This is a genomic window from Chlamydia trachomatis A/HAR-13 (assembly GCF_000012125.1).
GTDB lineage: Bacteria > Chlamydiota > Chlamydiia > Chlamydiales > Chlamydiaceae > Chlamydia > Chlamydia trachomatis.
Genome location: NC_007429.1, coordinates 688,047 through 711,791 on the forward strand (window position 1 = coordinate 688,047; position 23,745 = coordinate 711,791).

Here is a 23,745-nt window from a genome sequence, read left to right on the forward strand (position 1 = left end):
ACCTTATCTTCCTGATTTTTGTTTTTTTGATCTACAGCAACCCTGTTGGAAACCTCTTAAAATAAAAAAGCTTAGTGAAAGAAAATTCTTATCGCCGCTATCATCCTGCCCATACTCTCTATACAGAGGTGCTGTTTCTTTTTTTTGTCATCCAAAGGGATTTTTATGAAAATTCTTATAGCCAGTTCTCATGGATATAAGGTGCGCGAAACCAAGGTTTTTCTAAAAAAACTAGGAGAGTTTGATATCTTCTCGCTTGTAGACTACCCATCCTACCACCCCCCTAAGGAAACTGGCGAAACCCCAGAAGAAAATGCTATTCAGAAAGGCTTATTTGCAGCTCAAACCTTTCGTTGTTGGACTATTGCTGATGATTCTATGCTTATCATTCCAGCTTTAGGTGGACTCCCAGGAAAATTATCCGCTTCTTTTGCTGGAGAACAGGCAAACGATAAAGATCATCGCAAAAAACTTCTTGAGAACATGCGTCTTTTAGAAAATACTATCGACCGATCGGCTTATTTTGAATGCTGCGTCGCTTTAATTTCTCCTTTTGGAAAGATCTTCAAAGCTCACGCCTCTTGCGAAGGAACGATTGCGTTTGAGGAACGCGGTTCCTCAGGGTTTGGATATGATCCTTTGTTTGTAAAACATGACTACAAGCAAACTTATGCCGAATTACCAGAGGCAATTAAAAACCAAGTTTCTCACAGAGCAAAAGCATTAGTCAAATTACAGCCCTATGTGGAAACGGTTCTCGCAAATCACTTACTCGCGGGGAAAGAGAGTCTCTAAAGACCTCTCTAAACTAGAACGGATTTCTTGCATCTCTGTAAGAATCTGCTCTGCTCTCGCGAAATCCGCTTCGAGCTTTGCATTGACCAAAGCTCCCTCTTGAAGATTTTGTGTTGCTAAAGGCATCTCTATACTCACTGCGGATTTCGCAGTTAAGCGATGCGTAGGGCTAAAAGAACACGTCTGAATCCCGTCGATCATTCTATCTTCCAATTAATCATCGTCTTTCCCTGTTTTTTAAGCAGATAATTAATTTTTGAAAAGTGGCAACACCCAAAGAACCCTCTATGTGCAGCCAGTGGAGACGGATGCGGGCAAGCAAGAACCGCATGTTGATGCTTAGTCTGGAAAAGCAGATTACATTTTTGCCGCGCAGCATTCCCCCATAAAACAAAGATTACGTGCGTTCTATTTTGAATTAATTTAGTCACAATAGCATCGGTAAAACGTTCCCATCCTCGTCCTGCATGAGAGAAGGCTTCCCCTGCGCGAACTGTGAGCACGGTGTTCAAAAGAAGAACACCTTGATCTGCCCAGGCTTGCAAACACCCAGATTCATTACGAATCCCTAAATCGGTATGGAGTTCCTGAAAAATATTACGCAAAGATGGAGGTAATGCCTGCCCTCTAGGAACACTAAAACTCAAGCCGTGCGCCTGCCCTTCTCCATGATACGGATCTTGTCCAAGAATCACTACCCGCACTTGATCGAAAGGAGTACTCTGCAAAGCTGCAAAAACATTTTCTTTTTTAGGGTAGATCGTTGCTTGTGCGTATTCACTTTTTAAAAAAGCAAGCAACTGGGACCAATAAGGCTGAGACCATTCATCTTTAAGCTGTTCTTGCCAAGACGGGGGGAGTTGCTCTATAGTAAAAGCCTCGTGCATACACTCTCCTTAATCTAAGGCATAGAGTATATGCATTCTCGAAAATTTTCTTCGAACCCGAAAATATATATTACATACGTATGCTTACATCCGAATTAAATGCAGCACAAGTTACTGCCGTCACGGCGCCACTACAACCAGTCCTGGTCTTAGCTGGAGCTGGAGCAGGGAAAACTCGAGTAGTCACTCATCGAATCCTTTATTTAATAGAAGAATCCCGGCTCGATCCTAAACAAATTTTAGCTATTACGTTCACGAACAAAGCAGCTAACGAACTAAAAGAACGTGTCCAATCGCAATGTCGTGAGCTAGGATATTCAGACGTACCTATGGTAAGCACATTCCATAGTCTTAGCGTTTATATCCTGCGACGCTCTATTCATTTGTTAGATAGACAGTCGAATTTTGTTATTTATGATCAGAGTGATTCTGAAAAATTAATTAAGCAATGCTTACGCAAGCTGAACCTCGATAAAAAGCTTTGCAATGCAATGCAATTTACTATCTCTCAAGCAAAAAATCGCTTGCAGAGTCCTGAAGATCTCGATTCCAAAGAATATCCAGACCCTACTCGCACCGTTTATGCTGAATACCAAGAACAGTTACGTGCTGCGAACGCTCTAGATTTCGATGATCTGTTATTCCTAACAGAAAAACTGTTGCGCACACCTGAAGTCCAGCAAGAATACGCTAATCATTGGAAAGCCTTGTTGATAGATGAGTATCAAGACACCAACCACGCGCAATATCTCATTGCCAAACGTCTTGCTGCGGCTCATAACAATATCTTTGTCGTTGGAGATCCCGACCAATCTATATATTCTTGGAGAGGCGCCAACATCTCTAATATCTTAAACTTTGAGCAAGATTATTCGCAGGCTTTAGTTGTTCGCTTAGAAGAAAACTATCGTTCTTGTGGGACCATCCTAGAAGCCGCTAATGCTCTGATTCAAAATAATTCTGCACGCTTAGAAAAAACATTGCGTAGTGTAAAAGGGCCTGGAGATAAAATTTTCTGTTTTACAGGGAAAAATGACCGCGATGAGGCAGAGCAAGTCTTAGAGGAAATCTCTAATCTTCATTCCTATAAAGATATCCCTCTCTCTGACATTTGTATTTTATATCGAACGAACTTTCAGTCTCAATCGTTCGAAGCGGCTCTTCTTAAGCGAGGTTATCCCTATGAAATTATAGGTGGCATTTCCTTCTACAAGCGTAGAGAAATCCAAGATATTCTTGCTTTCCTTCGCTTATTTTCTAATAACTACGACATGGCAGCCTTTGAGCGAACCATTAGCCTGAAAAAATGCGGTATTGGAGCTACCACATTAGCCGCTCTTATGAACTATGCCAAAACAACAGACCTACCTATATTGCAGGCTTGTTGGGACGTATTAGAGAAAAAATCTATCCGTTTAACTAAAAAACAACAGCAAGGGCTTTTCTCTTATTTGACTCATTTCCATCAAATGGAGCAGCTATACGGAAACTGCGATCTTCATGAATTCATCAATGAAACGATCCGCATCACGGATTACCTCTCCATCCTCAAAGAAGATCCTGAAACCTATGAAGATAGAAAAAACAACTTAGAGCAATTATTAGCAGAAACGCAAACATGGGGTAAAAGCAGTGAAAACTTGCCTGGTTTCCTAGAAGATCTAGCTCTAAAAAGTTCCGCAGATGAAACAGCAAGTTCCCATGATCGCCTCAAGCTCATGACGATCCATAACAGTAAAGGGTTAGAGTTTCCTGTAGTCTTTCTGGTAGGTCTTGAAGAAAACCTTCTTCCTCATGCCAACTCGAAAGGTATGCATGAAAATATTGAAGAGGAACGGAGATTGTGTTACGTGGGAATTACCCGAGCACAAGAGTATCTCTATTTATCTCGAGCAAAAACCCGATTCCTTTGGGGAACGGAACGCACCATGGTCCCCAGCAGATTTATTAGCGAGCTTCCGAGGGCTCTTTTAAAATTTGTTTAACCTATGTTGCATCAGCATCAAACAGCATCTGTAGCTCTTTGTCCTGCTTTACATCTTCAACAGGGACTGGATATGCTACAGATGCCAGTTGCTGAACTCGCAACATTTGTGTCCCAGCAAATCACTATCAATCCCTGTTTTGATCTCGATAGCTTAGATTCTCCTCCAGAATCTTTTTCGTTTTTCCCTATTAGCGAACAGCATCCTTTTACAGAAACTCTATCCGCATACCTTCTTCGGCAAATTGATACCAATTTTGCCTCTTCTCAGGAACGTACTATAGCTCAGTATATTGTAGGCAACCTCTCCCCAGAAGGACTCTTTTTAGAAAATCCTAGTCTTGTGGCTGCAGATTTAAACGTCTCCGAACACCTTTTCCACAAGGTATGGCAACGTATCCAACAATTACATCCTTTAGGAGTCGGAGCGCCTTCCCTACAGTCCTACTGGGTATCGCTACTACAGACATCTCCCCATAAGGAGGCTTTAGCTATTATTCGCAACCATTTCCCTAGATTAGCTCGTTGTGATTTCACTACTATCGCTAGGAAAATGCATGCAACCACAACAGAGATTCTTACGTTTCTTAGACACGCTTTTGCTTCCATCCCTTGGTGTCCAGCAGCAGGCTTTTCCGAGACACTTCTCCCCCCTGCTCCAGCGCTTCCTGATGCCTACCTTTCCTTCTCGCGAAACTCTTCTTGGGATGTCTCTATTAATAAAGATTGTCTCCCCTCTATTAGACTCAACAACACCGTACTAGATATCTATCCTTCTCTTCCTCGTGAAGAGAAAGACCACCTATCGCAACAAATCCGAGCAGCAAAACAATTGCTTCGCAATGTAAAAAAACGAGAAGAAACGTTATTGGCTATCCTTCGAGTTCTCATCCCCTACCAAGAAGAGTTCCTTCTTAAAAAACGCACCTCTCCTAAAGCTTTTTCTGTAAAACAAATAGCTCGCGAACTCTCTCTTCATGAAGCTACCGTTTGTCGTGCCATTGATAATAAAACGTTAGCAACCCCTGTTGGATTACTCCCTATGCGATCGCTATTTCCACAAGCGGTTGGATCCTGCCCCGATCAATCTAAAGCAACTATTTTGCATTGGATCCACCAGTGGATTTCTACAGAAAAACATCCTCTATCTGATGCAGCTATTAGCCAAAAAATTATTGAGAAGGGCATCCCCTGCGCACGACGCACAGTAGCCAAATATCGTTCGCAACTGAATATCCTCCCTGCGCACCAACGCAAACACCTATGCTCTGTTTTAACAACAACACGCACAGAGAATTCTCGACATACTATCTAATCGGATATGTAAAGCTGCTTTACATCCCTTGAACTAGAAATAAAATGGAAATAAAAAGCCCAGAACAACTTCTCTTGTTCTGGGCTGACAGAAGCTGTCAGATCATTTTAATAAGATTGATGACAACTACAACAAGTTCCTGGATCCAAAAAAGAATCTAAAAAGCCATACAAAGATTGCGTTACTTCTTGCGATGCCTCTAACACTTTATCAGCGTCATCTTTGAGAAGCTTCTCAATGAGCGCTTTTTCTTCTCTAGCATGCCGCACATCCGCTTCTTCATGTTCTGTGAAATATGCATAGTCTTCAGGATTGGAAAATCCAAAGTACTCAGTCAATCCACGAATTTTCTCTCTAGCGATACGTGGAATTTGACTCTCATAAGAATACAAAGCAGCCACTCCTGCAGCTAAAGAATCTCCTGTACACCACCGCATGAAAGTAGCTACTTTCGCTTTTGCTGCTTCACTAGGCTCATGAGCCTCTAACTCTTCTGGAGTAACTCCTAGAGCAAACACAAACTGCTTCCACAAATCAATATGATTAGGGTAACCGTTCTCTTCATCCATCAAGTTATCTAACAATAACTTACGCGCCTCTAAATCATCGCAACGACTATGAATCGCAGATAAATATTTAGGAAAGGCTTTGATATGTAAATAATAGTCTTTGGCATACGCCTGTAATTGCTCTTTAGTAAGCTCCCCCTTCGACCATTTCACATAAAATGTGTGTTCTAGCATATGCTTATTTTGAATAATTAAATCTAACTGATCTAAAAAATTCATAAACACCTCCATCATTTCTTTTCTTGACTCCACGTAACCGCTTGCAAAAAAGGTCCGTATAAGTCCTCTGTTTCATCTATGCGCAAAGAACAATACTCTTCTCGAGAAGTAGGATGTGAATGGTAGACCATATTAGGTGCCTGCTCTATCACCGCTAACGGTGTTTGCTCATTCCCCTCTCCCATACAAACAACAGCCGCAACTGCTAAGGCATCTACAAGATTACTTTGCGTCATCTGTAAGGGACGACCGAAACAATCTAGCGATCCTATATAGTTGTGTAATGGAGAAAATCCATACCAACACAGCCCGATACCCAGTACTCCACGCCGCATTGGAGTAGTATGGCTATCTGTAATGATTACGCCTAGCTCTTTCACTCGAAAATAATTTCTTAACCATTCTCCGATGCGATTACACGATCCCAAAATATCTTTAGGATATAAAACAAAAGGCTGGTCCGTATTCGATTCATCAATCCCTGCAGAAGGAATCAAAATACCTTCTTTTTTCGTTAGATATATCCCGCTTTTCTCACAAAACAAATAAGCATCCGCTTCTTTTTTTATCAGCTCTGCTTTGCACATTCTTGCATCAGCGACAGCGCCTTCACATAAACTCACAATCTTTGAAGAGACAACTACCACACTCCGTTCTTGCAGAGGCGGCAAAGCCTCTTGCAAGATCTCTTGAAGCGAATCATGTGCAAATACTTTACGTGTTTTGATCGGAGTTATTTTCATAATAATAAATACTGAAATCCTCTGTATTACAAATACATTCCTTCTTCCATCCTGATAATCGCGTGATAGGGAAGAAAGTATCGCCCCAATATTCCTTTTTGATATGTGTGACAAAACAAGCTTTCAGAAGGTTTTGTTGGAAAAAACTTTCAAAGAGCTCCGCTCCCCCAATTAAAAACGGATGATTCAAAGATAGTGTCCCATACTCTGCAAAGGAAGAAACTCCTATGCATTGTGGTGGATGCATCCTGCGAGAAAAGACAACGATATCCCGCCCATGCTTATACTTGTCTGGAAGAGACTCCCAAGTCTTTCGTCCCATAATGATGGGATGATTTCGAATGGTTTCTGCAAAAAAACGTAGATCTTCGGGATAACTCCAAGGGAGCTTGCCTAAAGCTCCCATCACTCCTCTGGGATCAATAGCAACGATACCTGTTGCTTGGATCATACAAACATACCAGCCCAAGCAGCAGCGGCTAAGGCACGTCTGTTACCTTCAACCTGATGCACGCGTAGATAATCAACTCCTCGATCATGAAGAGATACAGAACAGCCGATCGTTTCCCAATCACGATCGTTACTATTAAATCGGCCCAACATACTCAAACACGATTTTCTAGAATGGCCTATTAATACAGGACACTCTAAAACACGTTTAAACTGCTTTACTCCATCCATCAATAACATCGACTGAACGGGAGTCTTCCCAAATCCTATTCCTGGATCGAAAACAACTTGCCAACTTGTATCTAAACCTACTTGAGCAAATTGTTCTAACTGAGACTCTCCCCAACGCAACATTTGCTCAATAGGAGATTCTTCATAAGAAAGTACACAATCTGGTCTTGGAGGCAGCGAACACGAATGATTTATTAATAGCCGTAGCCCAAACTCCTTCGCCAAATGAGCCATTTCCAAAGAGCCTCCAGAAACATCATTGATCCAACGAATCGGAAATACTTCAACAGCTCGTCGAATAATCTCTGGACGAAATGTATCGATAGATACATCAGGGCATTGTTGAGCAGCCCCCCACCGCTCCGCTAATAAACGCAAAACAGGTTCTAGACGCTCCCACTCTTGTTCTACGCTTCCTAAATCTTTTACACGAGGATTGGTTGCTTGCGCCCCTAAATCAATAATAGAAGCTCCTTCTGCAAAGAGTCTCTCAGCATGGGCTGCGGCTCTTCTCGCCTCCAGAAACAATCCTGTATCGGAGATCGAGTTATCCGTAATATTAACAATACCCATAATTTGGGTAGCAGAACCGAAACTGCCTAACGCATCCTCCTCCGTCAATGGATAAATAGCAGCAAGCTCTGCAAACGTTTTCCCATTACAAGAAGATCCTTCCAAACGGAAACGACGATACGGACATAAAGAAGCTATCATAGAAAGAAGAAAAGGTCTTTCTAATACCTTAGGATGTGGGATTGTACATTTGTCACTATGATAAGAAAAAGCTTCGTCTCCATAGAAAAGCACATCAATATCAATCGGTCGAGGCCCCCATTTCAAAGAAGCATCTTGTCCAAAACGACTTTCTATCATCTTGATTTCTTCAATTAACTCGTCTGGAGATAGCTGCGTTTCCCCAATAACCACAGAGTTAAAATAAGGAAGATCCCATTCTTTCGGAGCCCCTTCTAACAACAAAGCCTTCGTCTCTAAAATCACAGAACTTTTTAAATTTCGGATCCCAGCCTTCTTTAAACTTGCATAAGCGCGTCTTATATGCTCATGCCGGTTACCTAAATTGGAACCCAAACTTAAACAAACAAAATTCCAACTAGTCATGGCACCTCTCTACTTATGCTGAAACTTACAGGACTGAGTAGATCTGGGATCGGAGGACGCTCTTTACTTACTCGCAAGTCAATCCTAGAAACTTGTCCAGCCAAAGCCTTTTCTATTTTTTCCAGCAAAACCTTAGCTAAACGTTCAATTAAAGCACAAGGATTATTCGTTGCAACTTCTTCAATAAGAGAAACAAGCTCTGCATAACACACGCTATCAGAGACTTTGTCCGTGGAACAAGCCTTTGGCTCTTCTTTAAAAAAAAGAGATAAAGAAACAAGAACGGGCTGCGGATAATGCCGTTCTTGTTCTGAGACTCCTATAGATACCCAAACGCGAAAATCCGCTATATCTAAACGATACAACAACACTCCTTGTAGGCAGCAAGACTAATTTTTATAACTTTTAATCTTACCCGAACCAATTTTTTCTTCTTCCAATAGATCTAGGAACGCTCGCAACTGTTTGGAACGGATAGGATGACGCATCTTTCGTAAAGCTTTAGCTTCAATTTGGCGAATCCGCTCTCGTGTTACATTGAATGCAGAACCCACCTCTTCCAAAGTCTTGGGACGACCATCAAGAAGACCAAACCGATGAATCAAAACAAAACGCTCACGGTCCGTAAGCGTTTTCAAAACTTCTTTCATTTTATCTTTTAACATGGAATACCCTGTTGCCTCCGCTGGAGATTCAACAGCAGTATCTTCCAAGAAATCTCCAAAAGAGCTCTCCCCACCATCTCCGACCTCTGCTTGCAAAGAAATCGGGTGTTGAGCTATTTTATAGATTTCTCGAACACGATCTGGAGTAAAGCCCAATTCCTCTCCGAGCTCTTCCGGAGTAGGCTCTTTCCCTGTTTCCATCATTAATTTTTTAGCTCCACGAAGCACTTTATTGATGGTTTCTATCATGTGAACAGGAATGCGGATCGTTCGTGCTTGATCCGCAATAGCCCGTGTAACAGCCTGACGAATCCACCACGTGGCATAAGTTGAAAACTTGTATCCTCTACGATACTCAAACTTCTCAACAGCCTTCATCAAGCCCATATTACCTTCTTGAATCAGATCCAAGAAAGACAGCCCTCTGTTGGTATATTTTTTCGCGATAGAAATTACCAACCGTAAGTTGGACTCCACCATCTCTTTTTTGGCTTCCTGGCTCTTGTCCATCCAACGCTGTAACATCCGCACATCTTTTTTAAACTCTTCAAGAGTGCGTCCAGCCGCTACCTCACGCTTGTGAAGCTTTCGCCGCGCTGCAGCAAGTTTCGCTGCGGCAAACTTATTTCTTTCAGCTCGCGCTTTCAAATCATTGATTTGCTGTTCTAACTGCAAGAATGAATCATAAGCCTTAAAAACCACCTCTCCGAAATCTTCCGTCACATTATGACGACAATGGAAACACCGCAAATACGCTTGTGTACGGATACGGCATTTCTCCAGCTCGTCATTCAACCTTGCCTGATCTGGCTTGGACAACGCCGGATCTTTTAAAGCAAGAAGCCGCTCTTCCAAATATGCATCTTCTTCTTTCAATAAAGAGATGAGTTTGGGCAGAAGATTAAGGAAGTGTGTCTTATCTTCTACTTCCTTTTCAGAAACGATCTTATCAAATCGTTCTTTACCATTGATGAGATACTGCGCGATCGACACAGCTTCCTTTGTAGAATAGCGGAAGCGCAAAATAATTCTTTCTATTTGAACTTGAGCTTTTTCTATTCTCTTAGAAATTTCCACCTCTTCCTCTCTAGTAAGTAGAGGAACGGTTCCCATTTCTTTCAAATACATACGAACAGGATCATCTGGCGTTCCTTCAGAACGCTTAGCTAACCCTTCTAGCTCTTTTGCTTCCTTTTTTCTTTCTTTCTGTCGCTCTACATCTGCTTGGTTCAGGACTTGAACATCCATTCCCGCCAGAAAAATTAAAACTTGATCGATCTGTTCTGGCGTATCGAAAGAAGGAGGAAGAATTTCATTGATTTCTTCATACGTGATGAACCCTTGATCCTTAGCAAGAGTGACTAACTCTTCTAACTTTCTTTGGATTTCTTCTTCTTGAGCTGCCTCGGCAGCTTGACTATCTAGCGTATCCATGCGCATGCTGACAAATTAAAACTAAGGAAAAATCGGCCTAGAAAGTGACAGTTTATCTTAAGAAAAACAAGAAATCTAGGGATTTTTAGATAAAAAAAAGCCTGTTGATCAGATTTAGGCCTAGAAAAACCCCTCCCGTCTTTTCTACTTATCCCTAAATATAGGAAAGATTTGTAAAAAAACTGGCTTTTGCAGGGTACAAAACCCCTAGTATATGTTGAGCAAAAGGACCCTTATCTAACGTGACTACACAATAATAGAAGGGAGTCGCCCCAAAAGCTTTTGTTTTAATAACAATTTTACCAGAACGTTCTACTCTAGATTCTGTTAAAAGATCCCGCTCCCATTGCGCGAATCCCTCAAGAACAACATCGCTCTCTCTGTTTAAAAAATCTTCTAATCCGTATCCCGTCCAATCGTTAAACAAAGCATTGGCAAAAAGGACTCTTTGCGCAAAGGGAGCATAAATAAATAGCATCCCTAGATTTTCTTCTCTCAACCCATCGAATAATTGCCGACAAGCTAAGGAGTAGTTATGGGCAGACGGATCTGTTCTTGTATACCGCAAAGCTGTCAAAGAATCCGCCGCTTCCGTTGTCTCTACACGAAAAACAATTTTACGAAACTCTAATACCAGCTGAGCCACTACATCTCGAGAAGCTACTGGCTTTCCTGGTAAATTCGTCTTAGCCCCCATTTCCAATTGCAATAGATTACGTAGTTCGCACATGAGGTCTTGTACTTTTGCTTCCAAATTACCAATATAAGCCTGTCTCTTATCCAGCATGCTATGCTGCTCCACAAAGGTTGCTTGATATTCATCATGCAGCTCTTGCTGATAAGCAAGCGTTTCTTTGAGCTCCTGAAGCAATTCTTGATTTTCTAAAATTTTCTCATTACATTCACGAACGGCAGCTTCCAACTGTATTTGTAATTGCTGGTTTTCCTCTTTCAATCTTCGGGACAACTCCTCCATATGGTCGTAACGCCCTTTGGCTTGAATAAAGACTTCTCGAGCTTGTCCCAATTGCTCCACCAACTTATCATTGTGCAATTTTAAACGATCCGTTTCTTTTTGACGCTTTTCAATAGTCTCTCGTATATTTTTTAATCCTTCGTCTTGCTCTGTAAGCTTACGAATCTTTGCTTCAAGGAGCTGCCCAGCGGCGGCACGCAACTGCCGCTCTCGCCTCCCAATCGCGAACAACCACCCTAAAGAAGAAACAACAGGGAAGAGAAAGGAACCATACCACCATTGCTGCTCGGACAAAAAAGGCCAACTCCCTATAGGCAGGAGAATCGCCAAAACGGGTGGGAGGTAATGAAAGTATCGCGAAATACAATAGTGTATTTTTTGTTTGGCAGTCCTACATTTCTCTAGAACTCTTCGCTTATTCAAAAAACCCCTTGTCATACTATTGGTCCTTCCCATCACATACTGCATGCCTGCAGTGCATCCCCAAACTATATCCCTACAAATCGCGAATTTTGGGATTGATCATTGTTTTTTTGAATTTTGGAATATCAACTGTTTTAGAATCTACTATGATATTGGCAACTACTGAAACTTCCTTTAAAATAGGTCTCTTTCCCCCCTCCTTTATTTTATCTATCCTATTTTTCTTTCTATTTTATTGTCTTTTCACCTAAAATCTCCACGTGTTCCGTCCCGGGTTACCTGTAAGGTCTGAGCGGATGACATCGTTACTGCCGACACTTCTGTTTTTGTGTCGGTCTCTGGAGTGACACTTCCAGAGATGACGTAAAGTTTCGGATACAACATCTATCCTACTCTCATGTCATGCCGAAAGTCACAGCAGATTGCTGTGAGGTGTCGCGTTTGTTCTTTGCGTTAAAGATAACAGTTAAAAATAGCCTAATTGGGAGAGATTATGGCACCAAGAAAACCGAGCAAGAAAGTCGGACCTCAAAAACGCCCTTCTGCAGAGAAGAGAGTTATCACTTCTAAGAAAAAGCAATTGCGTAATCAAAGCTTCAAATCAAAAGTAAGAACTATATTGAAAAAATTTGAATTGGCAGTGCAATCGGGTGATGTGGAATCCATTTCGGCAGGGTTGCGTTCCGTTTACAGCATCGCAGATAAAGCTGTAAAACGAGGCATCTTTAAGAAAGGTAAAGCTGATCGAGTTAAATCCCGCACTTCTGAACGCGCTTGCCCCGCAGCTTAATTTTTTCTATTCTTTCCTAATTAATCATCTTAGGTCCAAAAAGCTGATGAACACGCTCACTTTCTGAGGCTTTTTGGATCGTTTCTTGTCGATAAAGATTTTATTTGCATCGATTTAAAAGCGATTTCTTTTTACAATGCTTTCCCGATATGCCTCCTTTTGAGTCATAAACCTTTGGTTTCACAAGATTTTTGACGCAAAAGGCCCTTAATTTTTTTGGAGGTTTCCACAATGGCAGCAACGGTACCCATAGCAAGCCCAGTGGGCAGACTACTATCTTCCGCAACCGCAACTACTTTGCGAGGCAACGCAACATCCCTTCGCTCAAAGCTCAACTCTGTTGATGATCTTTTTGACCTCATATCCTCTTCCTGCACCTTAGCAAGAGTAGCACCAGGGACCACTGTCTCTGAGACGCAACAACAGCAGCTGTCCACTATAGAGACCACATTGGACTCGGCTCGAAGTGCAAGTAATGCTGTTCAAGCAGGGTGTGGAATTGTACAATTACTAACCGGTGGGTTATTCTTCAAAACCAATCCTGATGGATCTTTCCAACTAGATCCTGTTTCGCAACAAAGAACGCTCCTATCTCCACTATCACTTCTCAGCAAAGTAACTCGTTTAGCTAGCAAAGTTCTTGGAACCGTGAAATTCATGGGCTCCCAAGCTTTCCCTGTTTACCAGTTGGGTGCACACGCAACAGGTATTGGCTTATCTGCTTCTGCATTTGGAACTGTCAGCTCCGCCTTCGATGTCGCAGAAAACTCAAGAGAAGTTCTCGGGAACCTCAAACAGAACAAACCTACAGAAGGAACATCTAAAGAAAACGGCTTCATGGCACGTCTTAAAAGAGCTCGTGCAAGTATGTTCAACTTGCTTTGCAGCATCTTTGACTTGCTGGCTCAGGCTTTCTGTTTTATCAGCGATGCAGTTTCTACAGCATTTATGGGCGTGCATACCGCTTTTATTGTGGGTATCTTCTGCTTCCTATCTGCTTTGGGAAATGTTATTCTTTCTTTCGCTTTTTAAGGTTTGCAAACACTACATCCTTGAAGCTCGCAGGTATATATCTGCGAGCTTTTTTTTAATTAGAGTAAATTTCCGCTGCTAAATGAGACAAAATCCCATTGAGAACTTGCATAGAGGTAGAAACTAACGTCCATTCCTGTTGAATGTTCGTCATTTGGTTTTGCAAGTTTAATTGTTGCGTTTGGCTCTGTGTTAGATAATCGTGCTGATCCGTTTGTACTAGCGTATGCATGGGCCCCAATCCTCCTGAAGGACTGGCATTATCAAATCCGTTTGCTGCATACCCTTCTAAACTTGCCAATGTCGAAATCCAATCTGTAGGTCCAGTTATCTTATATTTATCCTTGTCATAATTGTTATCTTTCTTCTCAACCTCATAATTAAGACTTCTTAACAGAGAGTCTAAAACTGCTAACTGCTCCACGATAATACGAATAAAAGATAAATACAGATTGGCTTGCGTGCGCATGCTGTTCGCTTGTGCATCCGTTACTTTATGCCCTTGCGCTAAAGCTTCCACTCTAGCTAGTAAAGCTTCTCCAAAAGCCTCGGCGCGATAACAGCTATTAATATCCCTAACGATATATTCGTGTTCCTTAGCTAAAGCCCCCATGAACTCAAAGAAATCCCCACAAAATAAGTTTTCTCCCTCCTTACTTTCTACAAGATAGGAAGAAAGATTGTAGTAAACGGATGAGGTAGAGAAGTTATTAGTAATGGATAGGAGGTCGTTAACAGCGTTAGCAGCGACATTGTTGAAGTTCACTTCTTGAATCAAAGGATTTAGGAAATTCTCCTGCTTAGGAATTTGTGTATTTAAAATGAGATGGATAAAAGCAGAACCTAAACTCGTAGAGTCGATCCAGCTATCTACAGCCTGTGCACGTAAAGAAGGTGTACTCCCTGTAGAAGTATTAAAAGAAGCCTTAGCTGGATCTAATGTGTCGTAAGTCCGATTGAGTTCATTTATCTCTTGTTGGAATTTGCTCAGGTATTCTGTAGCTTTCCCTTGAAATTCTGTCAACATTGACTGTGCTTTAGTAACAGCATCCGAAAGATTTAAATTTCTCGTAATTACATTATCTACAAAATTACCAAAGTTTGCTTGATAAACACTGTTTTTATTTGTAATATAATTTTTTTTCAATTCTTCTTCTGAAGGCATAGTCGAATTAAAAGATGAAAAAAATTTTTGTTTTGTTAGTTCTGTCCATTTATTTCTAACTTTTTGAATCACTGTATTCTCATCAGAAATCGTACTAGCCATTGTGCTCTCAGCTACCTCGCAATAGGCCACCATGTAGGATATAACGTGTGCTAACGTTTGATCTGTGTTAGCGTTATTGAGTTGTAAAAATTGATTCACATATTTGGTTATAAGAGTGAGTCCCTCGTCCTCCAAAACTCCAGCTATTTGCGAGAGTGCCATGAGTCCTGCATAACACTCCATAACAGAGGTTAAGCGCACTGAAGTAAAATCTTTATTGTCGCTAAGACGCTTTACCCCTTCCAGCATACTCTCTAACGACGCTTGTGCTTGTAAGAAGGATGTCTTTTTAACTTCTAACTCTTTAATTTGCTCTTCTACATTAGAACGTACAGATTGGAGATTCTGCGTTGCTTGCTGAAAGGCTTTAACCACCTCTCCCTTACAAACTCCTGCATCTTGTCTAGTCAGATAGTAATCCATCACCTCTGGAGAAGGTAAGGCAGCTTGTGTGTAAATACTACTAATATCCTCCGCGCTTAAATTAGCATCCGGCTTCGCAAAAGGAATCATTTTCAACACAGAATCAATGACTTCTTTAGATCCACCTAAAGCGGGTTCAACCTCCATAGCATTATTGAAAGCTTCCATCCAAGCTTGAAGCACTAACTTTGCGTTAGCATCGTTTATATTCTCTTTCGTCAAAGAATCTGGAACATCTAGGCCTAAAACCAAACACTGGTCCAGCATCTCCTGGATATTTTCTCCTATGCTTGCTCGATGCTTCCACAAAGCTTCCTTCACATGCGTATCAAAGTACTCATTAACATAATACTTCTCATAATCAGCCAAAGACTTCTCTATGACCTGATTAGAAGCACCTTGAGCTGTTAACTGAGCTGTAATACGAGCTTTACCTTCTTGAAGCTCTTTTTCTTGTTCTTTCTTAATGACATCCTTAATGGACGTATCAGCAGGAATGTATGCACTACCAAAAATAGCTTTCTGATCTGTTTCATCAAGCGAGGGTTTTTGCTGGTAGGTAGCCATTAAAACTAAAGTCGACGATATACCAGCTACTTGAGTCATAGGTAACTCTGGCACGTCTTCTATCAGAGCATTCAAACTATCTGTAATGGTAGTCACTAATACTTTAGCGGTACTTTGCTTAATATCTGCAATAGTACTACCAGAAATAATACCTGCTGCCGGAGTTCTGCCTCCTGCGGCTCTTCTTACCCCCCAGTCTCCTCCAGGAAATATTCTGTTAGAGGGATTGACCACAGAACCAACTCCCAAATATCCAGCTTCCAAAGCTACAGCTAAACGTCTTAGTACATAAAGTCCTGAGTTTAACTCCTCCATATCAATGGCTGGCCGTGCTTGGTTTTTAAAATCTGAGCCAGGATTGGCGAGTTTAATCTTAAATAAACCCTCTCCAGATACAGTAGTTGGCCTAAAATTTAAATAGTAAGAAGACATAAAAACAAAACTAAAAACTTTTATGTTTTTATTTTCTTATTTAAAAAAGTTTTTTTCTATGTTTGTTTTTATAAAAATTTTTATGGTAATCTTTTATAAAAGACATTAGTTGAGATGTGTTCTATGAACATATTTAATAAAATTAACTCTGTTTCAAAAGATTACACAAAAATAGAAGAATTATTTCTTCCTACGCATAAGAATAAAACTTTCTGCATGAATCAAGTAATGCAGTTTCAAAAAACAGAAATAGAGCGTAGCGCTATTCAGAATGTTCTATCTCTTTTAGATTTAGATAATGATGTGAAAGGGAAATACGAACAGTTAGTTGCTTCCCTATCTTCTAGCGCTCCAACGACCACGTCTCAGCCTTCAGATGAATCAGCTGTAATCACATACGATCCACCCTCTTCTAATCCTCTGTATAACGCTTCGAAACAAGCCTGGGTACACAATGTATTGGTTGGCTTTCTCTCTGTCGTAAACGAAGCTAAAACAAAAGCTACGGAAATCGCTGGGCAACAAAATCCTCCACAAACAGACCTTAAGCCTCTGACAGATTTATTTGATTCGTTAACTACTCTAGTAGATAAGGCTAATCACAGAGAACTATCTAACGAAGACTTAGAGACATTTTATCTCCTTCCTGACCAGATCTTTTCTGCTATTCAAACTTTCCCATTTGAAGGAAATCAAAAAGTACTCTTTTCCAATCAATTATTGGATTCTTTCGGAGAAGATAGCTCTGTAGAACAGATATTTGCAGACATACGAATTGAAGGACTTCAAGATACCCTGAACATGGTCCAATCAAAACTGTCTGCTACAGAATTCGAATCCTTTAAAGAATTACAGATGATCATAGATACTCTCCGTGAGTATGTTGAACCGTTCAATGACGAAGGATTTGATACCATTTTACAGACGAGTAAAGATCTATCTTCTGCTATCATCAATTCTTCTCTCTCCAGCAACGATAAGATAGAACTCTGCCGTAATATTGCCGATCTTTACAGAGACCAAGTGTTATCTATCAAAAACTTAGATAATGTATTGAATGAGACCATTTATATAAACGCTCGCAACAGCTCTCTGTTCTCAAACATTTGCAGTCTCGTTGAATTCATCATGGGGAGTTTCGCTCCTATCGGACTAAATGAGACTACTATAGAGGTAACGAACGCATCAATTGCTGGAGCCCTGCAAGCAGTGCGCGCCATTGACACTCGTTTCCATGAACTAACTCCTAAACAGAAAAATCTCGTCAATGAAACGGTCAAGAAACTTGATGACTTCTCAGGAGGTAACTACATCGGTGCCGTTTGGGCTTACTTTACGTCTGCAACAGTCATCTCCTCTAAAGACTCTGTGACGACAGATGAAGTCAAACAAGCGTTAACCTCGCAAGCTAATACTATCGTCTCGGATTTTTCCTTAGCCCAAACGTTAAAATCTACGATTAATAAAATTGTACAAGAAAACGGGAAATTTAAAGCTACGGTTGATGGTATAGAGAGACAATATACTATTTTCGGCCCGCCTGAAAACGATACAAGTTCTAACAAAGCCACTCTTAACCTAATCCTTCTTAACTTTGGATCTATAGGATTCTTGCCCAACATTACTTTGGCAGCGAATAACCATGCAGAGACTTCCGCTAGAGCCTTTTTTAAATTTAGAGCTCTAGCACAGGTAGAAAGTACAAAACTAGATGGAACCTTACAAGGAAGTGAGAACTTCTTACAGAAGATAAATCAATTACGAACAGACCTTTTTTCCTACCAACTCCTTGCACAATCCTATGAAATTCGCTCTCTTCCCCTTCCTTCTGCAGTTGCTTCGGTCCTTATAGATCGCTACATGCCTCAAGAGATTGATTACTTAACACAGATGAAATCGGATCTGTATTACAGTAACTTCGGCTCTAGTGTTGGAAATGCTATGATTGAAGCTATTGCTCAATTCGTGAATGGAGCTACCTACTTCAATTTTGCGAGCTTTGCTGGACAACAACCTATGACAGCTATGGCTCAGGATACCTTCCCTGGCTCTAAAGAGACAGCTGAAACAAAACTCGCTTTAGAAAAACAACAAGCTAAACTCTACCTGCAATACGCTACTCAAGCTCTAAAGGTAGTCCAAGAACAGATGGAACGAGTCCAAAACGATAAGGTTATCACTAACGAACAGAGATTACGCATCACAGATGCTTTAAAAGGATACGCAGACAACCTCAACGCCATTAGCGGTTCTTTAGTCTTATTACAGGTATACCTGAATCCTCTCAGCGTGGGAGTTCGTGATGGCAACCAGGGAGGCAACGATACAGGAACAGACCCTAAAGGAACTTTCCACGTGTTCGGAGGACAAGATCAGTGGCAAGCACGTTTAGAAATTCTAGAAGATGCTCTTGTCTCAGGACTTCCTTCTAATATCATCAGCGGAGGACTGTTCCCCGTACAAGCAAGTGTGCAATCTGACCAACAAGCCTATGCAGATATGGGGCAGAACTACCAACTGGAAATGCAAATGCATATGACGGCCATGCAGCAAGAATGGACGGTAGTAGCCACATCTTTACAAATTCTTAACCAAATCTATCTTGGTTTAACAAGAAAACTGGCTGGTTAGACAAATAAAGCAGCTTAAAAACAAAAATTTTTAAGCTGCTTTCCCTCACGATTATTACTGAAGCTATCTTAAGAGATTACGCGCTAATCCCAAATAAATTTGATTTAATAGCTGAAGAGATGTTGCTACCACCATCCACTCCTGTTGCATAGAAGTGAGATGCATTTGCAACTCTAACTGAAAATTCTGTCCCATATCAGCATAGGCCTGCTGATTCAAGTGTACCAGAGCTTGCATTTGGAACATTCCAATATTAGTTGGGCTACCGACTTCTCCGGATACCATAGTATCCTCTAAAGTCTGTAAAACTAATCTCCAGTTCTTTCCGTTTTCTCCTGGTATACCATTTTTAACCTCAAAAACACCATCCACACCTTCAACAGTACTCACTGATAAAGGGGCCAATTGAGTTTTCAATGATGTTAAAGAATTGCTGATTGCGTTAAGCATATCGGTATACTGTGTCAACTCTGCCTTAATTTTTGCTTTCTGCTCTGTAGATAACTTGTCATCATTAGTAACCGCACTTTGTTGATTAGTGACGGTAGTCTTAGCTGCTTCCGTAATTTCTAGAAACACATCTACTTGTTTCTTTTCTTCGTCTAACTTGGCTTTAGCATTATCTGCAGACCCTGCAAAAATATTCTCCCTTGTTTTACCTACAACAGGAGGTTGCCCAATATAGTTAGCAAAACCAAAGTAGGTTGCGGAGTTTACATACAAACTAATCGCATCTAAAATGGTGTTGCCTATATCCGAACCTTTATTTCCGTAATACAGACGAGACGAGATCTTTTCTAAAAACTCCACTTCCTTTGGCATGTAGTGGTCAATCAATACAGAAGCAACGGCAGAAGGGAGCGGAGAAGCCTCTACTTCCTTAGTTTGTGCAATAGTTTTCCCAGCATTCAACTCTGTCTGCATCTTGGTCAAGAATAGACTCTTCTGTTCCCCTTGAACCATACGTTTGTGAATCATATTCTTCTCTGAATCAGCTTGCAGAATGAATCGATCGCACTCTTGCTTAAATACCTCTGCTTGAGAAAGCGCTACTGCTAACATCGTTCCTAGCACTTTATGAAATCCATCGCCTAGAGCGATCTCATCACATACCGCTTCTCCTGAATCATTATAGGAAAATAACTCGTATCGATCCCCGTTTGCTAATGTGACAAAGCCTTGTAAAGAACAAACCTGCAAAATGTCTTGCATTTTGGCCGTCAAAACAAAGTTATTACTCAAACCACTTAACGTTTCTGAAAAGCTTTCTTCTAAACCTTCTAAGAGACCTGTTTCTTTATTCTGGCAATTAACAACAACCAAATGCGCACAGAGAACTCCTAAAAATTCGTCTAACTGCTGTTGTTGCAACGATGATACCGCAGCATTCACCATTTGCTGCTGCTCAGCTGTTAAAAAGTCAAAACGTAAACCTATTGCACGCACAGTGGGAAGAACACTTACCATCATGGCAGGGTTCAGTAAAATACGCTCCTCTTCACTAGTAGGAGACAATAAGTGCATAAGAGAGGATACTAAAGAAATCACCTGCACGAAGTGACTATGTTGCCTAGAATTCACAAATAGAGCATCTTGTTCGAGACTATGATACGCTTGTACCGCATCCACTTGTTCTTGGTACATAGCTGCTATTCGTTGACAGAGATCCACCTTCTGACTTGCCTTCAGCTCAGACTCCACGATCTTAGCAGAAAGATGCCCACCGACTCGAGCAATCGCCTCTATATGTTCTGGACTGAGATGAGATTCACTCGTGCGTTGGATAGAGGAAATTTCTTCCGAGACTTCTTGGAATACCAGAAACTCTTCTTCTGTCAAACGCTCTTTAATCACAGATAAAATCGCTTGGAAGTTCTCCAATCGTACCTGGGCGAAGGACTGCTCTAAATTCTCTTCCGTACCAAAAATATCTATCAAAGATTGGATCAATTCTAGCTGCCGCGTGCTAGATACAGAAGCTTTCTGCAAAACTCGCATAACATCATTCGAAAGAGAAAGAAGAGAACGAATATCTTCCGCAGACAAACGCTCTTGCTTGTCCTGTAGGGAAGCGGCATCCATACGGATAGCAAGTAAATCTCCCCGTTCTTCTTCCGTAAACAAGGATGTGTCCACTAAGACTTGATCCAAAATTTCACGTATACCCTGTACTAATCGTACTGCCCAACTTTGTTTAATACCTGTAAAAATGGGCATGCTAGAATCAGACTGAACTACAGCTTGTGCAACAACCTGGTTTTCAGATTGCAGAGAAGCCATCGGTTTTTCTTGGATGTGTTGGCTCTCTGTAGAGCGTCCTGTTTGTCTATCTACATCCAACTGTTCCAGTCGTTGAATCAAATTTCGATATCGCTGGTCTGCTTTTTGATCGAAGGAAACAAGAAGTGCTTTTAAAGCTTCTTGTTCCATTTTGAACTGCTCATATTGAGCAACCTGAGATACTATTGTTGCAGAATCTGGTTTGGCAATCTTCTTTGCAATAGCCTCAAGAGTGCTATTATAATCCGTTAAAGATCCTTGTGTACGATGAATACGGTTCATTGCCAACTCTCTCAACTCTACAGTTGTACTTGTCGCGAACCTATCTCAATAATATTTTTTTTACAACTTTCTCCCAGAAGAATAAAAAAGCATATTTTCTTCTTTTGGAACTAAGAACTTATTATTGAAAAGACTTCTGTAGACACGAGATTCCTTTGAAAAGAAAAAAGAGCCAAAAAAGAAATTCTTTTTTGGCTCCCCCTCAATTCACAAACTTCAATCACACGTTAAGAAAGATAACCAGAGAATAGAGAAGCAATGTTTACCAACACCTGTTGAATGAAAGCGGGCTGTTTTCTAAACGCATTCTCTCGAGATTCTGCGAGACTACGTTCCCCATCAACAAACTCTCTTTCCAATTGCGCAGCAAACTTCTGCAAGCTATCCGCAGAATTCTGAACAGCGGGATACCCAAATTGTGGAGCTTTGCTAATAGATGCCGTGAGCTTCTGCATAATCTCTTCTTGATTTACTTGCGGATTGCTCACAATCGTAGACATCAAAGAATCCAGAACCTGTAAGCGGCTATATACATCACCTAACGTTTGGCTATCTCTGACAATAGTTTCTGCTGCTCTTTGGCTAGCATTTGCACTGCGTCCTTGACTTTCTATGCCAGAACGAGAAACGCTTCTGGAAAGCGCGGGATTTGCAGTTTGACTAATAGCTGACTGCACGCCGCTTCTGCTTTCGGAATATAAAGAGTTCAGTGTTTTGTAAGCAGAATATCCATCGGAAAGTGCTGCTGCATAAGAGCTGGAAGAAGTCGAAGAAAACGCTGTCTTGTAAAGCTGTTTTACATTCATCTGGACAGTGCTAGCTGTTCCTGCGGAGCCTCCTCCAACCTTGGCAGCTGCAAAAGCCACTTGTCCCATAGCTGTAGCTAAACCATCTGCTGATGGTTGTTTCAAAGCTTGCGCAAGAGCATCTTTGATTGCTTGTATTTCGGCTGGGAGCTCGCCATCCGCACCAACCAGTTGATCTGACATCGCAGTCAGCTGAGCCTCCATAGCTTGTAGCTCTTTAGCTGTTGCAGGATTGTTTACATTAAATTGTTCGATCATAGATCGAAAACCTTGCATTGCAATCGCTGCCATTTCATTGTCTACATCATCAAGCAACAAGGAAATTCTTCCTGAATTGTTAGAGGATTTCAACGCTCCTGCCGCACTTCCTGCGGAAGCAGCTGACCCACTCGGACCAACGATAGGAATATCCGAACCACTAGGTTTGATCTCTTGAATATCTTTTTGTGCTTGACTAATCTGCTCCTCAGCTTTTTTCACTAAAGGCGAGTCCGCTATTTCTTGATGTTCTTGCTTTAACTCTGTTATCTTAGCTTGCGCAGCATCAATTAATTCCTTAGTAGCTGCAATATTATCTGGGCTATTATTTTGCTGTGCTTGAAGAACCGCAGCCTGACTTTGGTCCCCAGCATCCACAATAGACTGCAAAGCTTGTCCTAACTTAATTCCCGCTTCAGAAGAAGCTTTGATAACCTCTCCTGCGTTAGTGAGAACAGCTTCATAACTTATGTTTTGTCCTTCCAGATCTTTGATAATTTGATCTGCAGAATTTTTGTTGATCTCTAACTGACTATTAATCGCTGGAATCTGATCTGCAGAGTCTGTGGTTGTTAAAGCTTCCTTTAAAGTCTGATTCTGTTTTTCAAGTTTAACTAACTGATTGAGCTTATCAATAACCTCTTGTTTCTCTTGAAGAGCTTCTTTAATTCTTGTAACTTCAGCCTTCTGTTCTTCGTCCGTACTAGCCAAACGCTCCATATCTTGGAGAGCTGCCATCAAATCAGCCATTTTCGTTTCGTATTCAGCAAGTGTCTTAGCGTTCTCTAATCCACTTTTCGCCGTATCAAAATTCGATTTAACCTCATCATAATCTTTTGCCGCTACACGTGTAACCGTAGAGGTAGAAGTAGAGGCCTCTAATTGAGAGAGAGAGTCTGTTGGACTGGAATTTTTATTCAAGATGGCATCACGAAGAGAGATTAATGCATTCTTTGCTGAGGATAAAAAACTCCAGCTGCTTACAGAGGACGATGCTGAAGGACTCGCTTCTGACTCCTTCGTGGACTCTTTGGTCTCCGAATTAGAAGCGATTTGCCCATTAATAATTGGATTCATCGAGCTCTGATTAGAAGAAACTGATTCTGGTCCTGATTCCATACAATATAAAAAAAATAAAAAAACCTTACTTAATTATAAAAGGCAATA

The 23,745-nt window shown here is 41.1% G+C and carries 18 protein-coding genes; 6 read left to right on the forward strand and 12 right to left on the reverse strand.

Going from position 1 to position 23,745, the window contains the following annotated elements; all coding sequences use genetic code 11:
• Positions 1-165 precede the first annotated feature (165 nt).
• Positions 166-795 carry a non-canonical purine NTP pyrophosphatase gene (locus tag CTA_RS03280; RefSeq protein WP_009871973.1) on the forward strand — a complete coding sequence of 210 codons (630 nt, stop codon included), beginning with the start codon at positions 166-168 and terminating at the stop codon, positions 793-795.
• On the opposite strand, the gene CTA_RS03285 is transcribed toward CTA_RS03280, so the two are convergent.
• Together CTA_RS03285 and ung are read right to left on the reverse strand one after the other, a co-directional pair.
• Positions 769-1,008: a hypothetical protein gene (locus CTA_RS03285; protein ID WP_010725271.1), complete on the reverse strand. Its 240-nt coding sequence runs from the start codon at positions 1,006-1,008 to the stop codon at positions 769-771. The genes CTA_RS03280 and CTA_RS03285 overlap by 27 nt on opposite strands.
• Complete coding sequence (ung, locus tag CTA_RS03290) at positions 993-1,682, reverse strand: uracil-DNA glycosylase (protein ID WP_009871975.1); 690 nt, start codon at positions 1,680-1,682, stop codon at positions 993-995. Before ung ends, CTA_RS03285 begins: the two co-directional genes overlap by 16 nt.
• An 80-nt stretch (positions 1,683-1,762) precedes the next feature.
• Here ung and CTA_RS03295 point away from each other — a divergent pair, with 80 nt between their 5' ends.
• Positions 1,763-3,667 (forward strand): ATP-dependent helicase, encoded by a 1,905-nt coding sequence (locus CTA_RS03295; RefSeq protein WP_010725272.1) that lies wholly within the window; start codon positions 1,763-1,765, stop codon positions 3,665-3,667.
• A gap of 3 nt (positions 3,668-3,670) precedes the next feature.
• Complete coding sequence (gene rpoN, locus CTA_RS03300; protein ID WP_011324792.1) at positions 3,671-4,981, forward strand: RNA polymerase factor sigma-54; 1,311 nt, start codon at positions 3,671-3,673, stop codon at positions 4,979-4,981.
• Between the two features lie 107 nt (positions 4,982-5,088).
• On the opposite strand, the gene CTA_RS03305 is transcribed toward rpoN, so the two are convergent.
• The 7 genes from CTA_RS03305 to CTA_RS03335 all read right to left on the reverse strand — a co-directional run bounded on the left by CTA_RS03305 (position 5,089) and on the right by CTA_RS03335 (position 11,855).
• Positions 5,089-5,784: a CADD family putative folate metabolism protein gene (locus CTA_RS03305; RefSeq protein ID WP_011324793.1), complete on the reverse strand. Its 696-nt coding sequence runs from the start codon at positions 5,782-5,784 to the stop codon at positions 5,089-5,091.
• Positions 5,781-6,512, reverse strand: a complete 732-nt coding sequence (locus CTA_RS03310) for a putative folate metabolism gamma-glutamate ligase (protein ID WP_009871979.1) — start codon at positions 6,510-6,512, stop codon at positions 5,781-5,783. Before CTA_RS03310 ends, CTA_RS03305 begins: the two co-directional genes overlap by 4 nt.
• Complete coding sequence (locus CTA_RS03315) at positions 6,484-6,963, reverse strand: dihydrofolate reductase (RefSeq protein ID WP_009871980.1); 480 nt, start codon at positions 6,961-6,963, stop codon at positions 6,484-6,486. Before CTA_RS03315 ends, CTA_RS03310 begins: the two co-directional genes overlap by 29 nt.
• Entirely contained in the window at positions 6,960-8,312 is a 1,353-nt protein-coding gene (gene folP, locus CTA_RS03320; RefSeq protein WP_009871981.1) for a dihydropteroate synthase, read from the reverse strand. Before folP ends, CTA_RS03315 begins: the two co-directional genes overlap by 4 nt.
• The gene (gene folB, locus CTA_RS03325) at positions 8,309-8,683 is read right to left on the reverse strand and encodes a dihydroneopterin aldolase (protein ID WP_009871982.1); all 375 of its coding nucleotides are present in this window, start codon (positions 8,681-8,683) and stop codon (positions 8,309-8,311) included. Before folB ends, folP begins: the two co-directional genes overlap by 4 nt.
• Before the next feature lie 18 nt (positions 8,684-8,701).
• Entirely contained in the window at positions 8,702-10,417 is a 1,716-nt protein-coding gene (locus CTA_RS03330; RefSeq protein ID WP_009871983.1) for an RNA polymerase sigma factor, read from the reverse strand.
• A 148-nt stretch (positions 10,418-10,565) separates the two neighbouring features.
• Entirely contained in the window at positions 10,566-11,855 is a 1,290-nt protein-coding gene (locus CTA_RS03335; protein ID WP_011324794.1) for a hypothetical protein, read from the reverse strand.
• 448 nt (positions 11,856-12,303) lie between these two features.
• Here CTA_RS03335 and rpsT point away from each other — a divergent pair, with 448 nt between their 5' ends.
• Together rpsT and CTA_RS03345 are read left to right on the forward strand one after the other, a co-directional pair.
• Entirely contained in the window at positions 12,304-12,600 is a 297-nt protein-coding gene (gene rpsT, locus CTA_RS03340) for a 30S ribosomal protein S20 (RefSeq protein ID WP_009871985.1), read from the forward strand.
• 231 nt (positions 12,601-12,831) lie between these two features.
• Entirely contained in the window at positions 12,832-13,632 is an 801-nt protein-coding gene (locus tag CTA_RS03345) for a hypothetical protein (protein ID WP_011324795.1), read from the forward strand.
• A 55-nt stretch (positions 13,633-13,687) separates the two neighbouring features.
• On the opposite strand, the gene CTA_RS03350 is transcribed toward CTA_RS03345, so the two are convergent.
• Entirely contained in the window at positions 13,688-16,321 is a 2,634-nt protein-coding gene (locus CTA_RS03350; RefSeq protein WP_011324796.1) for a CT620/CT621 family type III secretion system effector, read from the reverse strand.
• Between the two features lie 114 nt (positions 16,322-16,435).
• Here CTA_RS03350 and CTA_RS03355 point away from each other — a divergent pair, with 114 nt between their 5' ends.
• On the forward strand, positions 16,436-18,952 hold the full coding sequence (locus CTA_RS03355) for a CT620/CT621 family type III secretion system effector (RefSeq protein WP_011324797.1): 2,517 nt from the start codon (positions 16,436-16,438) through the stop codon (positions 18,950-18,952).
• A 63-nt stretch (positions 18,953-19,015) separates the two neighbouring features.
• Here CTA_RS03355 and CTA_RS03360 read toward each other — a convergent pair whose 3' ends face one another.
• Together CTA_RS03360 and CTA_RS03365 are read right to left on the reverse strand one after the other, a co-directional pair.
• Positions 19,016-21,514: a CT620/CT621 family type III secretion system effector gene (locus tag CTA_RS03360; RefSeq protein WP_011324798.1), complete on the reverse strand. Its 2,499-nt coding sequence runs from the start codon at positions 21,512-21,514 to the stop codon at positions 19,016-19,018.
• A gap of 227 nt (positions 21,515-21,741) precedes the next feature.
• Positions 21,742-23,697, reverse strand: coding sequence for a hypothetical protein (locus CTA_RS03365; RefSeq protein ID WP_011324799.1), 1,956 nt, complete (start codon positions 23,695-23,697; stop codon positions 21,742-21,744).
• Positions 23,698-23,745: the final 48 nt, after the last annotated feature.

Bases quoted from the DNA above. Each gene is read 5' to 3' on its own strand.
- CTA_RS03280 (WP_009871973.1), top strand. From the start codon at position 166: ATGAAAATTCTTATAGCCAGTTCTCATGGATATAAGGTGCGCGAAACC.
- ung (WP_009871975.1), bottom strand. From the start codon at position 1,682: ATGCACGAGGCTTTTACTATAGAGCAACTCCCCCCGTCTTGGCAAGAA.
- CTA_RS03295 (WP_010725272.1), top strand. From the start codon at position 1,763: ATGCTTACATCCGAATTAAATGCAGCACAAGTTACTGCCGTCACGGCG.
- rpoN (WP_011324792.1), top strand. From the start codon at position 3,671: ATGTTGCATCAGCATCAAACAGCATCTGTAGCTCTTTGTCCTGCTTTA.
- CTA_RS03305 (WP_011324793.1), bottom strand. From the start codon at position 5,784: ATGATGGAGGTGTTTATGAATTTTTTAGATCAGTTAGATTTAATTATT.
- CTA_RS03310 (WP_009871979.1), bottom strand. From the start codon at position 6,512: ATGAAAATAACTCCGATCAAAACACGTAAAGTATTTGCACATGATTCG.
- CTA_RS03315 (WP_009871980.1), bottom strand. From the start codon at position 6,963: ATGATCCAAGCAACAGGTATCGTTGCTATTGATCCCAGAGGAGTGATG.
- folP (WP_009871981.1), bottom strand. From the start codon at position 8,312: ATGACTAGTTGGAATTTTGTTTGTTTAAGTTTGGGTTCCAATTTAGGT.
- CTA_RS03330 (WP_009871983.1), bottom strand. From the start codon at position 10,417: ATGCGCATGGATACGCTAGATAGTCAAGCTGCCGAGGCAGCTCAAGAA.
- CTA_RS03335 (WP_011324794.1), bottom strand. From the start codon at position 11,855: ATGCAGTATGTGATGGGAAGGACCAATAGTATGACAAGGGGTTTTTTG.
- rpsT (WP_009871985.1), top strand. From the start codon at position 12,304: ATGGCACCAAGAAAACCGAGCAAGAAAGTCGGACCTCAAAAACGCCCT.
- CTA_RS03345 (WP_011324795.1), top strand. From the start codon at position 12,832: ATGGCAGCAACGGTACCCATAGCAAGCCCAGTGGGCAGACTACTATCT.
- CTA_RS03350 (WP_011324796.1), bottom strand. From the start codon at position 16,321: ATGTCTTCTTACTATTTAAATTTTAGGCCAACTACTGTATCTGGAGAG.
- CTA_RS03355 (WP_011324797.1), top strand. From the start codon at position 16,436: ATGTGTTCTATGAACATATTTAATAAAATTAACTCTGTTTCAAAAGAT.
- CTA_RS03360 (WP_011324798.1), bottom strand. From the start codon at position 21,514: ATGAACCGTATTCATCGTACACAAGGATCTTTAACGGATTATAATAGC.
- CTA_RS03365 (WP_011324799.1), bottom strand. From the start codon at position 23,697: ATGGAATCAGGACCAGAATCAGTTTCTTCTAATCAGAGCTCGATGAAT.